This window comes from uncultured Dokdonia sp. (assembly GCF_947496725.1).
Taxonomy (GTDB): domain Bacteria; phylum Bacteroidota; class Bacteroidia; order Flavobacteriales; family Flavobacteriaceae; genus Dokdonia.
This window is the reverse complement of sequence record NZ_CANMDS010000004.1, coordinates 69,927-83,295: the sequence shown is the minus strand read 5'-3', so window position 1 is coordinate 83,295 and position 13,369 is coordinate 69,927. Positions and strand designations below refer to the sequence as shown.

Here is a 13,369-nt window from a genome sequence, read left to right as displayed (position 1 = left end):
ACTATGAAAAAAGCAATTTTTATAATTCTCTTAAGTTTTTACGCTTTCGCGAAAGCGCAAACCACAGACCCTGCATATTTAATAAATGTGCAAAAAGCGTCGCAATCAGAAATTGATGCCTATGACCCGGCAGATCTAGAAATAGGTATGCTAGTATACAATACAGATGTAAATAGAATATTTGAATATACGACATCAGGCTTTTTAGTAATACTAACCGATGTCGATGTATCTGAAACAGTAACTACTTTTGTAGATAATGGTAATGGCACGGCTACGTACACAAATGAAAATAACACCGCTGTCACTGTAGGAATTGTAGGTCCACAAGGACCAGCAGGGGCTGACGGAGCAACAGGTGCAACTGGACCGCAGGGACCAGCAGGTGCAGATGGAGCTACAGGCGCAACTGGACCGCAGGGACCAGCAGGTGCAGATGGTGCAACGGGCGCAACTGGACCGCAAGGACCGGCAGGTGCAGACGGAGCAACGGGTGCAACTGGACCACAAGGACCGGCAGGTGCAGATGGAGCAACTGGAGCAATTGGACCGCAAGGACCGGCAGGTGCAGACGGAGCAACAGGTGCAACTGGACCACAGGGACCTGCAGGTGCAGACGGAGCAACTGGAGCGATTGGACCGGCAGGTGCAGATGGAGCAACAGGTGCAATTGGACCGCAGGGACCACAAGGACCAGCAGGTGCAGACGGAGCAACAGGCGCAACTGGGCCACAAGGACCAATAGGTCCAAAAGGAGCTGACGGTGCGACTGGCGCTACAGGACCGCAAGGGCCAGCTGGTGCAGACGGAGCGACAGGTGCCACTGGCCCGCAAGGAGATGCTGGACCACAGGGATCTACTGGTGCAACCGGAGCAGATGGCGCAACTGGACCTGCTGGACCTACTGGAGCACAAGGCCCTGTAGGACCTCAAGGACCAGCTGGACCCACAGGCGCTCAAGGAGTAGAAGGACCCCAGGGACCCGTAGGACCATCAGGAACATACACCGGATTTTTTATTATAGACAACAGCACATTAACCACCACTGGAACATATAGCCAGAGTATATCAGGCATCCCTTTTGAGCCTTCGCAAGTTACTTTTAAGGCGCATCCTAATATAGGGGCGTTTAACATTAATGATGATAATGCGCTAGGAGCAAATAATACTGGATTGCTTGAAAACACCTTTGGCGCAATGAATGGATTTGCTCGAGCAGGCAGTCCTATTGCACAAGCGGTTATATTTTCTGGCGGAAGTGGTAGCTCTATTAATAACATATCTAGATATGCTAATGATACACAGTGCATAGGCTTAAGGTATACTAATAATAACGGTAACAATCTAGGTGTTATCTCAGCATCTCTAGCGAGCTTTACAGCTACAGGTTTTAATCTTAATGTAACTTATACCATAGGAACAATAGGAGGTACTGCTTTTAGTGATGACATACTTGATGAGTCTGTTATTGTATTATTTACAGCCTACGAATAAAAAACTATGAAAAACAACCCTTTATATTTAACTATACTTCTTGTTTTTGTTTACGCTTTCGCGAAAGCGCAAACCACAGACCCTGCATATTTAGTTAATGTGCAGAAGGCATCACAGTTAGAAATTGACGCATACGATCCGGCAGATTTAGAGATTGGTATGCTGGTTTATAATACAGATGAAAATAGGATTTTCGAATATACAAATAATGGGTTTTTGGAACTTCTTACAGAGAAGAATATATACACTGGATGGTTTATCATCTCTGGAGAGGGTGATGTGACAGTAGACAACATACCTTTTAAACCATCGCAAGTCACATTTTCGGCGTCTGCAAATGTGGAGAGCCGCGATTTAGATTCTGACAATGGTGTGGGTGATAATGATAGAGGGATTGATAACTCCTTTGGCACAATGAAAGGTTTTGCAAGAGAAGATGCTGCTAGTTCTATAACTCAACAGGCAATGTTTTCTGGAGGTCACGGAAATTCTATAAACGATATATCAAGATATGCCAGTAGCAGTAATTGTATAGGTGTGCGCTATAGCGATCAAAACGGAAATAGCCTAGGTAAGATAGAAGCTGCTTTTAAAGAATTTACTACAGATGGCTTTATTGTTACAGTAAATTATACAGATGGTATAGTGACCGCAAATAGTACAAACGTTCTAGTAGATGTTCAACCTGGAGATGTAAATAATGAAGCACTACTCGTATTATACACGGCTTATAAATAATGAAAATCTAAAATATGAAAAGTTACCTATATATTTTCGGTGTTATATTTTCTATCGCTTTCGCGAAAGCGCAAACAGTAGATGCCCAGTTATTACAACAACTTAAGCACGACGATGGTGTAGGAACCTCTAATGTTACTGGAACACCTCTTGAGGGGACTATTATGTACGACGATAATCTAGACTCTATTTACTACAGAAACACTACACAATGGGTACGTCTACTAAGTACAAATGACCTTGGGTCAAATAACAGTAGTACTCCTACTCTTAATGTTACCAAGCAAACCATTGGTTATTCCTTTGCTGCTGCTCAAACAGCTGCAAATGGAACAAATAACTATAATACTAACTGTACTGTGACAAAAATTGCAGGAACAACTGGAAGATATAGTGTCGCATTTACATCTCCACACCCTAATGGAGCATCATACCCAATAACTCTAGGTATACAAGAAGATTTAACTAACAGAGACGGTCGCATCGCACAAGTAGTGACAGGCACACAGACTGCAAACGGGTTTGATGTATATATAGGCACTGGTGATAACGGTGGTACTGCAGATGTTTATGTAGAGGAAGTTTGGTATTTTAATGTCACAGCAGAGATTGAAGTTGTTACAGATGTATCCTTATCTGGAAGTACCTCACCCCCTAGTGGCGTGACCTCATTAACTTCTAGCGGAACTCCTACGGGAGACTTCACAAACATACAGCTCAATGATAACAATGCATTTTACTGGGCATTACAATTTAATGCGCCTAATGCTCCCGGGACATACAATTATGAAATATTACTAGATAATGTACCTTATGATATAGGTACTTTAAACCTAGGCAATCACACAGTAGTAGAGCAGGATAATCTAGATGGAACTTTTGACTATTTATTTACTAGCACTAGCCCTATAAATGGTAATAATGCTTATCGTGAGATATCTGCAAGCTCAGTTAATTTTGTTACAAGCACGGGAACAGGTACTTCTTGCGGTTGTATTACCTTTTACTTATTACCCTAAATTATGAATGATATAAAAACATATGCAATTGTAACATTAGTTCTTCTAGCTACAGCTTTAAGTACTTCTGTCACATATGCTCAAGAATCTTTGCACAACTTTGGTAATATACAGATACATCAAGATGGGGCTATAGGTTTTCACGGTGATTTAATTAATGATGGAGACTTTGACAGTAATCTTGGTCTTGCTGGTTTTTACAATCCAACAGAAGAACTTTTTGTACTAGGTAATAACAAGCCTGTATTCTTCAATATGGAGGTTGACGTACCAAATGATCTTAACTTTGAGGTATCTGTAGGGGTTACTAGCCTACTAGATTTTATAAATGGTAGAATTACCACACCTCGTGAAGACCTTGGTATTAATCTTGACTTCACAAACAACGCTATCTATCTTGGAGAAAGCGATAGCAATCACGTAGATGGTTATGTTACAAATCAAGGTAACCTAGAATTTGACTTTCCTATAGGAGATGATTTTAAAATTCGCCAGCTTAAAGTAATACCTCTCAACCCTGCAATAACTACTTATCAAGCTGCATACTTTTTTGAAGATCCAGACACTCCTAGTACATTACCTGGATCATTTAACACAGATTTATTTGAAAATACACTCTCTATTATAGACCCTAATGAGTATTGGGATTTAAACGGGCCTCTACCAGTACAAGCAAGACTCACTTGGGATGAAGATACTCAGGTACCAGTACTTGCAGATGGCTTGAGCTCACTGCGTGTTGTAGGTTTTTCTAATGTTTTAAATAGATGGGTGAATTTAGGAAATGCTAGTTTTTCTGGTGATGAGACCAATGGCCAAATTACATCTGAGCTTTTTGAGCCTAATGACTTTTCGGCTTATACACTGGGATCTGTTCTTAAGGCAAGTAGCGGTATTAATGTATACACATTTTTCTCCCCAAACGGAGATGGTGTTAACGACACTTTTGTCATAGAAGGACTTGCTACTAGTCCAGACAATGAACTATACCTCTATAATAGATGGGGTGTAGAAGTCTTTAGTATGAAAAACTATGACAACTCTTTTGACGGGACATCGCAAGGCCGCGTTACTATCGCAGAAGATAATAAACTCCCTGTGGGGACTTATTATTATGTGCTTAAATTAAAGGATCAAAAAGATCAAGCAGGAGCCTTCTACCTAAACCGCTAAAATTTTCCTAAAGTCAATCATTACTAAACTTCTTTAATCTATATTTCCGGCTTTAACCACAACAGAGAGATATGGATATCCAGCATAAAGAAAGAGAAGATCGAGGTGTATTTTATATGAAAGGTGATAATGGCATCATCTCAGAACTTACCTACTCTAAAGACAAAGACGCTGTCATAACGATAGACCATACCGAAACAAAAATTCCAGAAGAAGGTAAAGGATTTGCCTCAAGACTTGTGGCTCACACAGTTACTTTTGCTAGAGAGAATGGCCTAAAAATCAACCCTCTTTGCCCCTTTGCCGAAGTTCAATTTGACCGTAATCCAGATTTTAAAGACGTACTTGCCTAATGGTTACGATGGAAACAGAACGTTTGTATCTTAGAGATTTTATACCTCAAGATTCTGAAGATCTTTTCCAGATGAATGCAGACCCAGAGGTGCTTAAATATACGGGGGACAAAGCCTTTACAAATACAGAAGAGGCACAAGCTTTTATAAAAAATTATATTGAAACAGTTTACTACAAACCCCAAACAACAATAAAAACGGGGCTGGGTAGATTTGCTATCGTACGAAAAACTGACAACACCTTTTTAGGCTGGTGCGGGCTCAAGTATAATACTGAAAGTCGAGAGGTTGATCTTGGATATAGGTTACATAAAAAATACTGGAGACAAGGATATGCTACAGAAAGCGCACAAGCTTGTATTACATATGCTTTTGATACTTTAAAGCTACCTTATATAATTGCTCGTACACATCGTGATAATACTGCATCTCAAATCTTGCTAGACAATCAAGGCTTCTCATATATAAAAACTATTATACATCACGATATGCCCTCTAGGTTATATCACCTTAAAAACAAGGCCTATCAACTCAAAGAAATAAGCGCCAAAGAAACCTGGCCCGTGCGACATCCTGTTTTAAGAAAAGGGCGTCCGCTAGAAGATGTCTATATGGAGGCAGACGAGCAGACAAGCACCTTTCACCTAGGTATGTTTCATAATAATGACATTATAGGTGTTGCGAGTTTTATGGATGACAGTCACGACGGCTTTACTGGCGCACAATATAGACTACGAGGAATGGCCGTGTTGCCTGAGTATAGAAGAAAAGGCATTGCAGAACTCCTATTAAAAAAAGGCGAGGCACTACTTAAAGAAAAAGGCAAAACACTACTATGGTTTAATGCCCGAGTTGTTGCTTTACAGTTTTATAAAAATTTAGGTTATCAAGTAGATGGCACCTTGTTTGATATTCCTAAAGTGGGACCTCATTATAGAATGAAAAAGCAGCTCTTATGAATAGAAGATCATTTTCGAAACTCACAGTACTAGGTATACTTGCAGCTTCTCTCCCACTTACGGCTAGGGCAGCAATACTGGGTATGATAGATAGAGACGAGCTACTAGGTAAAGGCTCACCACAACTCACCACAACCTCAACCTATAAACTTAGACCAGAAGCTGCCATCGCTTTTGAAGAGATGAAAACTGCCGCTCTTAAAGATGGTATAAAATTTCAAGTAGTATCAAGCTACAGAGATTATAATCATCAAAACAGAATATGGGAGCGTAAGTATAAACGCTTTCGCGAAAGCGGTCTAAGCCACCTTGCAACCATCAATAAAATTATTGAGTACTCTACCATACCTGGCACCTCAAGGCATCACTGGGGGACAGATATAGATATTGTAGACGCCACACCAGGAGTTACTAGCGGATTACTAGTTCCGTCAAAATTTCACGGAAGTGGTCCCTTCTGTAAGTTTAAAGAATGGATGGATGCACACGCAAATAGTTTTGGCTTTTACCTTGTCTACACTGATACGTATGACAGGAAAGGCTTTAAATATGAGCCCTGGCATTATAGCTATAAAGCACTCTCTCTAGACTACCTCAAAGCATATCAAGCGCTGGATATAAAGTCGCAATTACAAGCTGCAAACTTACTAGGAAGTGAGCACTTTACAGACACTTTTATAGATCGCTATCTTAAAGAAAATGTAGGTGACATAAATCCTGCGCTGCTACCTTAGCATTATAAATTCCTAATAGCTTTGCGCTCTTGTAAGGCCTCTTTAAAATCTGACCTACTAGCAAGTGCCTTATTAATCCATTGCTCTGCTTTTTCTTTATCACCTTTATGCTTGTAGATTTGAGCAAGGCGTAAATATGCCCAATCCTTAGGCACGCCATCTGCCGCAGAGTGGTATTTTATGTAATGATGCAACCCCATAATACCTTGATCAAGCCCTATACCGTACTGCCCGGCCACCTTACCTAGCTGGTACTGTAACCTGTTCTCTTGAGAATGTTTTTGTTGCGCCTCATAAGCCGTTTCAAAGGCTTTTTGTGGTTCATTATTTTTCTCATAATGCTCTCTTAACTTGGTATAACAAGTGACAGAACCACCTACATCTACAGCCTTTCTATAATTGTACTCTGCTACACTAGGCTTGCCATTATACTCTGCAATGTAGCCGTGAGCGAGATATCCATCTACTTTTGAGATATCAAGTAGCTGGTCTGCATATTTTCTTGCCTTTGCCTCGCTACCACCTATTATACCTGGTATTTGAATATAAAATTCTACAAGTGCCCAGCGTGCATCTATATGAGATGGGTCTAGTCGGGCTGCTGTTTCAAATTGCTCTTTTATGTCACCTATCATTGTAGCGGCTCTCAGCTTGTTTACAGCAAGAGCTTTCATACCCAGTACACCTCCATATTTATAATGGTAGTTTGCGTTGTTTGGATACTTTTCTACTAAGCTTTCGTAATAAGGAATTGCTCCATCCCAGTTTTTTGCATAGCCTTCTATATCTCCTAGATATTCTAGAGTTTGAGGGTCATCTGGATGTATTTTCAGGTAGTTTACAAACAGTGGCTGTGCAAGGGTGTACTGAGACTGTTTAAAAAGTTTTTCCGCTTTCGCGAAAGCGTTATCACTCACATTCTGAGCACATAGCGCCACAGGAAACAATAGAATAATAAACCACTTTTTCATCATATTATTTTAGACAAATATATACCATTATGGTGCCAAAGTGCAATTACTGCTCTGGCGGAAATTTGTTAAAAATTTTTTCTACTAACTTTTTAAAATGTGCATCCCGTTTATCAGGTTTTGCGTTTACTTTAATATCACTCTCACTTATAGCCTCCCATACCGTGGGCTGATTACCTAATGCTTTGTAAACAGTAACAACCATCTTGAGGTGTCGCTCTGGACCGCCTATGGGTATGCCGCCACTTACTCCTACCCCTACAGTACCTCCACCACCTCCTACACCTACGCCTACGCCTAAGGTGTTTCTAGAACGTGTCTCATACTCTTCTGAGGTGATTTTTACAAAAAAGTCATTAGTCTCAGTCTTGATGTAGCCGCGAGATTGCAGCATACTATCTGTATATTTCACCACTCTACGCTCGTCAAATTCAAGTAGCCCAGTTGCTTCAGAGAAGTCATAGTTATAAGAGGTAAGCTTTGAGAAATCTACCTTTGTATCATAGTCATAATCTACAAATGTTGTCCCGCAACTCGTGAGTAGCGCACATATAATGAGGCATAAAAAAATCCGCATAAATCTTTGTTTTGCATAAAGATAACAAAGGTTTACACGGATTATTATATTTTGTTAGTTCTTAACGATCTTCTTTGTATAAATACCCTGAGATGTTTTAATGTTTAGAAAATAAATTCCTCTAGATAAGTTAGAAATATCTACATCTGTAGCCTTAGACTTCATAAGTTCTTGACCTTGAACAGACAATACTCTTATATTGTAAACTTCAACATAGGTAGGCAACTCTACTGTAAATAACGTCTGTACTGGGTTAGGGTATATTATAACTTCTATTGGATTAAAATCTTCTAATGCCAATGGTTCTACAACAGTTGTGACAACAGTATTTGTGATAATAGGTTCATTAAAGTCAAAATAAATATTTGCTGTATTCTCTACAGTATCACCTAGTACAAGATCATCTTTTGTTTTAATTTCAAAAGCAATATGGCCATTACTACCTGGAGCATCCACCTCTTCTGGAGGAAGGTTTATGTCTTCAAAAATAAAAGCAATTTCATTCTCATTTGTAATTTCTACACGGTAATCGTGACTTGCATCAAGTATTCTAAATGTGCTCCAGTCTAGATTATTACTTAGCGTATCAGTAACTACTACTTCTAAGGCATCTGCTGTACCAGTATTTTGAAAACGCACAAGATAATCTAAATAATCTCCTACTTGCTCCTCAAAAATTTCTGAACCTTGTATTACCGTTTTATCATTAGGATCGTAAGAGTTTACAACGACTTCCTTTATACCTTGTGTATTGTTTCTTGTATTTATATCACTATCAAGTGGGGTGATCTGTACAAGCGAGTTTAACTCCTCCCCCCCTTGTACTGTAGGCGGTATAAATAACTCAAAATTTACAAGAAATGACCTACTCTCAAAAGGAGCTAGATTATCATAAGTCCATTCAATATTCGTTTCATTTATAGCAGAAGTAGATAATGAAGAATTTAAATAAAACATAATCTCATTATCAAATTCAAATGAGATATTTCCGCTAACGGTTTGTGCTCCTAGATTTTCAAATTGTATAATATACTGGGCTTCGAGTCCAGGCCTAGGATCTTGTAAGGGTAGTAGAGAGATACTCACATCTGTAGTATCATTTTCGGCAACTAAACAAAAACTCACCTCAGCGCTTTCTGTCAACCCCTCAAAAACGGTTTCGATGGTATCTGGCGCTCCCGTAAATCCGACTGGCAATGATGATTGAACAACTGAGGACACGTATACTCCTTCTGGAACAAATAATTCATAATATCCATTCTCATCTGTAATGGAGGTATATATTTCACCCTCACCAGTAGTGGTAACTAAAATATTACTGGCGTCATAATCTGATACATCACAACCATCATTGTTAAAATCAAAAGCTACCGTGCCCGAGATTATATTAAAATAAGCCTCACAAGCCTCTTGAATTTCGACAATACTATTACATCCCTCGCTATTATTAGCTATCACAGCATTACCTCCGTCGTTGAGATAATTACAAATTGCGAGATTACTACAAACTTCTAGAAGCACGTTATCTTCAATTTGCAATGACGTAAGAGAACTTGTCATCACGCCGCCTATGGCACTGATGTCAATTAGCACTGGGTTAAATGTTATAGATATTTCTGATAGTTCTGATGATAAATTATCTAATCCTTGGAGGCTCGTAAGTACTTGGTTAGCACTTATAGTTAAGTTAGACTGAATCGTGGTTAACCCCTCAAAACCTTCTAGATTATCAAGCGATTGATTTAAACCAATGTTTACACTCTCAGCTGTAGATATGTTTGAGAGAGCGGTAATATCATTTAGATTGGTGGTTTCAAAGATATCAATATTTGCTACAGTTGTCTGGCCAGTAGGAAAACCATCCAGCGAGATTAACCCGGTAGCACTGAACAAAACTAAATTCTCAATTTGCATCACATTTTCAAACCCTCCTAAGCTTGTTAAAGAACTATTCCCTAAAACATTAAGACTGTTTACTGTGAGTTGTGATGAGAAAGTAGCAAGAGATGTGAGTTGTTCATTTTCGTTTATTTCAAATACATCTACACTTGTAAGCCCCTCCAAACCTTCTAGACTTTCTAAAAGTGGATTCCCAGCTACTATGAGACCATTTTCAACATTAGTTATTATACTTAGAGGTGTTAAATCTACAATATCCTCACCTTGAATTAGAAGACCATTTACTAGAGAATTGGGACATTCTGCATAAAGTGTTGGAAAATTATTTACATCCTCTTGACTATTTAAAATTACAGGATATTCACACGGCGCGCAGAATTGGTTTATTTCATCTAGTGTATTACAATCTTCATTATTATTTGCAACTGTAAGCACTCCCTCTCCCTCAAGATAAGAACATATGTAATCTATACTACAAGAGCTTAAAGAACTGTTGTCTGTTATTATTATCTCTCCCGTCTCATTACTTAAGTTTATACTATTTAGAGCATCTATATTAGTTAGCAATACATTATCTTCAAGAGATATGCCTACATAAACATTTTGTAGAGAGCTTAGGCCATCGAGATTTTGAAGTGATGGATTATTTGAGATTGTCAAATATTGAATACTTATAAAATTGGGTAAGTCCAAATGTATGAGGCTCGCGTTATTATCTATTAAAATATCCATCCCCTCATTATAATTGTCTAGCCCTATTAATGAAGTTAAACCATCATTATCGCTTATCACTAATGTAAATAGGAAAGTAACATTCTCCAGTCCTAATAGATTAACTAACGCATCATTATTAACAATGTAAGCCTCTATAACATTTGTAAAATCAATACTCCCCAGTCCTTGTAAAGAGGCTAGCATCGCATTATTTTCTACCTTAACAACCAGCTCAGAGTTCTCATTTAAATTTACAAGATTATTTAAGGCTCCTATACTTGTAATCAATGGGTTGTTTACGATACTTAATTCACTGCCAGTAAATGATGAGAGATTATTTAATCCCTCAAGGGTTTGTAACATATTATTATTTTTAATAATGATATTACCAAGTACATTAGAGATATTAGAAAGAGGAGACAAGTCTGTAATATCATCACCGTCTATAACTAGTCCACTTATTATTGAGCATTCTGGATAATCTACACCTACAGCATCAACCTCTGCTTGAGAGTTTAAAATAAGATCGCCAGAAGGACAGGCAACACAGTTTTCTTCTATTTCTATTGTACTATTACAGCCTGGTGCATTATCATAGATATCAAAACTGGTAGAACTACTCTCATCCTGCAAGATGCTACACAAGAGATAAGAACTACACTCTGAAAGGGCCGGATTATTATTAACTGATAAATTTGTTAATGTAAATCTGTCAATCCCATTTAAAGCACTTATATCAATTAAACTACTATTATCAATAATTTCAATAGATAAAAAATCATTATATCCTGTTTCTAATCCCTCTAAGCCATTTAGTGTGGTTAGGGTCGGGTTATTCATAACTATCACCATACCTACTGTGTCTACTCCAGAGAGGGCACTAATACTTTCAAGAGCATCGTTATTATTGATACTAATAATATCTATAAAACCAAAAATCCCTTCTAAACCATCTAGACTAGACAACGTATTATTATTTGCAATTAGAAAATCAAATGCCCCGGTAATCTCTGCATTTGCCAAACCTGTTATCGACACTAAGGCTGGATTATTAGTTATATTAAACATTGAAGCATCTATAATTTCAGAAGTACCTATTAGTCCATCAAAATTTTCTAAAACATTATTATCCATTATAGAGAAGTCTCTAGTTGTTATAGATGCGCTAGCTAGACCATCTAGATTAACTAAAGAGGCGTTAAACGAGATATCAAAAAATTGCACATCCATATTAACTAAACTTGAAAGGCTATCAAGATTTTCAAGCATTGGGTTTTGATTTATAATAAAATTAAAACCTGTTATAGTCTGTATATTTTGTAAACCATATAGAGTGGTTAAATTATTATTATTACTAATCGTAATACCTTCTACAGATTCCAGATTCTGCAAAGGACTTAAATCAGTAATATCAGCTCCGCTTATATCTAATTCTACTTGTAAGCCCGTACAATTTGGATAGTCAATAATAAAAGCATCCACATCTGCCTGTGAAGAAAGTGTAATACTGGAAGTGGGACACTGAGCAATTAATGGGAATACTACAAAGAGTAGAAAAGAAGTGAGTAATAGTCGTTTCATAAATATAAAAATGGTTTCTTCCGCCGAAAATAGTTAATAAACTAATATCTACGAAAGAAACCACTTACATTTAATGTCTAAAAGTTTCATTATCACGCTTTCGCGAGAGCGTAAAACTACTCATTCATCATTTTCCACAAGGCGTCTTTAAGTTCTATAAGACCTTGTTGTGCAACTGCAGAGATAAATAAATAAGGAATAGGAAGTTCTCTATCTAGCTCTTCAGAAAGCTCTGCTTTAAGCTCATCATCCAGCATATCACTTTTTGTAATAGCAATCATTCTGCTCTTGTCGAGCATTTCTGGATTATACTTTTTAAGCTCATTGAGCAAAATCTCATATTGCTCTGAGATACTATCTGCATCTGCCGGAATCATAAAGAGCAATGTAGAGTTACGCTCTATGTGGCGTAAAAATCGGTGGCCTATCCCTCTACCCTCTGAGGCTCCTTCTATAATACCTGGTATATCTGCCATTACAAATGACCTGTAATCGCGGTACTCTACAATACCTAAATTAGGCTTAAGAGTGGTAAACTCATAATTTGCGATTTTTGGTTTGGCCGCTGTGATAGATGCTAGTAATGTAGACTTCCCTACATTAGGAAAACCTACCAGACCTACGTCTGCCAGAACTTTAAGCTCTAAGGTAAGTGAGACTTCATAACCATCTATACCTGGTTGTGCATATCTAGGTGTCTGGTTAGTGCTACTTTTAAAGTGCCAGTTACCACGACCTCCCATACCACCTTCGGCAGCGATAAACTCTTGACCATCCTCTGTGATTTCAAACAAGACTTTATCTGTCTCTGTATCTTTTATTGTAGTACCTAGAGGCACGTCTATATAGGTATCTTCTCCATCTAGGCCAGTAGATCTTGACTTTGCACCATTACCTCCGTGACCAGCTCTCAAGTGACGTTTAAATTTAAGGTGTATAAGTGTCCATAAGTTTGAGTTACCTCGCACTATAATATGTCCACCACGACCACCATCACCACCGTCTGGGCCTCCTTTTTCTATAAACTTTTCGCGGTGTAAGTGCGCAGATCCAGATCCCCCATTACCAGAGGTTGTGTGAATCTTTACATAGTCTACAAAATTTCCTTCAGTCATCTTTCAGCTAGCCTTTATATTTAATTGTAATGATTAGTTCTT

At 38.3% G+C, this 13,369-nt stretch carries 11 protein-coding genes; 7 read left to right on the top strand and 4 right to left on the bottom strand.

Annotated elements, in window-relative coordinates; genetic code table 11:
• The first annotated feature begins 3 nt into the window (after window positions 1-3).
• The 7 genes from Q0948_RS09725 to Q0948_RS09695 all read left to right on the top strand — a co-directional run bounded on the left by Q0948_RS09725 (window position 4) and on the right by Q0948_RS09695 (window position 6,470).
• Entirely contained in the window at window positions 4-1,494 is a 1,491-nt protein-coding gene (locus tag Q0948_RS09725; RefSeq protein ID WP_298351638.1) for a hypothetical protein, read from the top strand.
• A 6-nt stretch (window positions 1,495-1,500) separates the two neighbouring features.
• Window positions 1,501-2,232: a hypothetical protein gene (locus tag Q0948_RS09720; protein WP_298351635.1), complete on the top strand. Its 732-nt coding sequence runs from the start codon at window positions 1,501-1,503 to the stop codon at window positions 2,230-2,232.
• Window positions 2,233-2,246: 14 nt separating this feature from the next.
• Window positions 2,247-3,251, top strand: a complete 1,005-nt coding sequence (locus Q0948_RS09715; RefSeq protein ID WP_298351632.1) for a hypothetical protein — start codon at window positions 2,247-2,249, stop codon at window positions 3,249-3,251.
• A 3-nt stretch (window positions 3,252-3,254) separates the two neighbouring features.
• On the top strand, window positions 3,255-4,424 hold the full coding sequence (locus tag Q0948_RS09710; RefSeq protein ID WP_298351629.1) for a gliding motility-associated C-terminal domain-containing protein: 1,170 nt from the start codon (window positions 3,255-3,257) through the stop codon (window positions 4,422-4,424).
• Window positions 4,425-4,495: 71 nt separating this feature from the next.
• Entirely contained in the window at window positions 4,496-4,777 is a 282-nt protein-coding gene (locus Q0948_RS09705; RefSeq protein WP_298351626.1) for a GNAT family N-acetyltransferase, read from the top strand.
• A gap of 8 nt (window positions 4,778-4,785) precedes the next feature.
• On the top strand, window positions 4,786-5,736 hold the full coding sequence (locus tag Q0948_RS09700; protein ID WP_298351623.1) for a GNAT family N-acetyltransferase: 951 nt from the start codon (window positions 4,786-4,788) through the stop codon (window positions 5,734-5,736).
• Complete coding sequence (locus Q0948_RS09695) at window positions 5,733-6,470, top strand: M15 family metallopeptidase (protein WP_298351620.1); 738 nt, start codon at window positions 5,733-5,735, stop codon at window positions 6,468-6,470. Before Q0948_RS09700 ends, Q0948_RS09695 begins: the two co-directional genes overlap by 4 nt.
• A 2-nt stretch (window positions 6,471-6,472) precedes the next feature.
• Here the strand turns inward: Q0948_RS09695 and Q0948_RS09690 are convergent, their stop codons facing one another.
• The 4 genes from Q0948_RS09690 to obgE all read right to left on the bottom strand — a co-directional run bounded on the left by Q0948_RS09690 (window position 6,473) and on the right by obgE (window position 13,327).
• On the bottom strand, window positions 6,473-7,444 hold the full coding sequence (locus Q0948_RS09690) for a tetratricopeptide repeat protein (RefSeq protein WP_363317826.1): 972 nt from the start codon (window positions 7,442-7,444) through the stop codon (window positions 6,473-6,475).
• Window positions 7,445-7,487: 43 nt separating this feature from the next.
• Window positions 7,488-8,018, bottom strand: coding sequence for a DUF4136 domain-containing protein (locus tag Q0948_RS09685; protein WP_298351618.1), 531 nt, complete (start codon window positions 8,016-8,018; stop codon window positions 7,488-7,490).
• 54 nt (window positions 8,019-8,072) lie between these two features.
• Window positions 8,073-12,212, bottom strand: a complete 4,140-nt coding sequence (locus tag Q0948_RS09680; protein WP_298351615.1) for a T9SS type A sorting domain-containing protein — start codon at window positions 12,210-12,212, stop codon at window positions 8,073-8,075.
• Window positions 12,213-12,328: 116 nt separating this feature from the next.
• On the bottom strand, window positions 12,329-13,327 hold the full coding sequence (gene obgE / locus Q0948_RS09675) for a GTPase ObgE (protein ID WP_298351613.1): 999 nt from the start codon (window positions 13,325-13,327) through the stop codon (window positions 12,329-12,331).
• Window positions 13,328-13,369: the final 42 nt, after the last annotated feature.

Bases quoted from the DNA above. Each gene is read 5' to 3' on its own strand.
- Q0948_RS09725 (WP_298351638.1), top strand. From the start codon at position 4: ATGAAAAAAGCAATTTTTATAATTCTCTTAAGTTTTTACGCTTTCGCG.
- Q0948_RS09720 (WP_298351635.1), top strand. From the start codon at position 1,501: ATGAAAAACAACCCTTTATATTTAACTATACTTCTTGTTTTTGTTTAC.
- Q0948_RS09715 (WP_298351632.1), top strand. From the start codon at position 2,247: ATGAAAAGTTACCTATATATTTTCGGTGTTATATTTTCTATCGCTTTC.
- Q0948_RS09710 (WP_298351629.1), top strand. From the start codon at position 3,255: ATGAATGATATAAAAACATATGCAATTGTAACATTAGTTCTTCTAGCT.
- Q0948_RS09705 (WP_298351626.1), top strand. From the start codon at position 4,496: ATGGATATCCAGCATAAAGAAAGAGAAGATCGAGGTGTATTTTATATG.
- Q0948_RS09700 (WP_298351623.1), top strand. From the start codon at position 4,786: ATGGAAACAGAACGTTTGTATCTTAGAGATTTTATACCTCAAGATTCT.
- Q0948_RS09695 (WP_298351620.1), top strand. From the start codon at position 5,733: ATGAATAGAAGATCATTTTCGAAACTCACAGTACTAGGTATACTTGCA.
- Q0948_RS09690 (WP_363317826.1), bottom strand. From the start codon at position 7,444: ATGATGAAAAAGTGGTTTATTATTCTATTGTTTCCTGTGGCGCTATGT.
- Q0948_RS09685 (WP_298351618.1), bottom strand. From the start codon at position 8,018: ATGCGGATTTTTTTATGCCTCATTATATGTGCGCTACTCACGAGTTGC.
- Q0948_RS09680 (WP_298351615.1), bottom strand. From the start codon at position 12,212: ATGAAACGACTATTACTCACTTCTTTTCTACTCTTTGTAGTATTCCCA.
- obgE (WP_298351613.1), bottom strand. From the start codon at position 13,327: ATGACTGAAGGAAATTTTGTAGACTATGTAAAGATTCACACAACCTCT.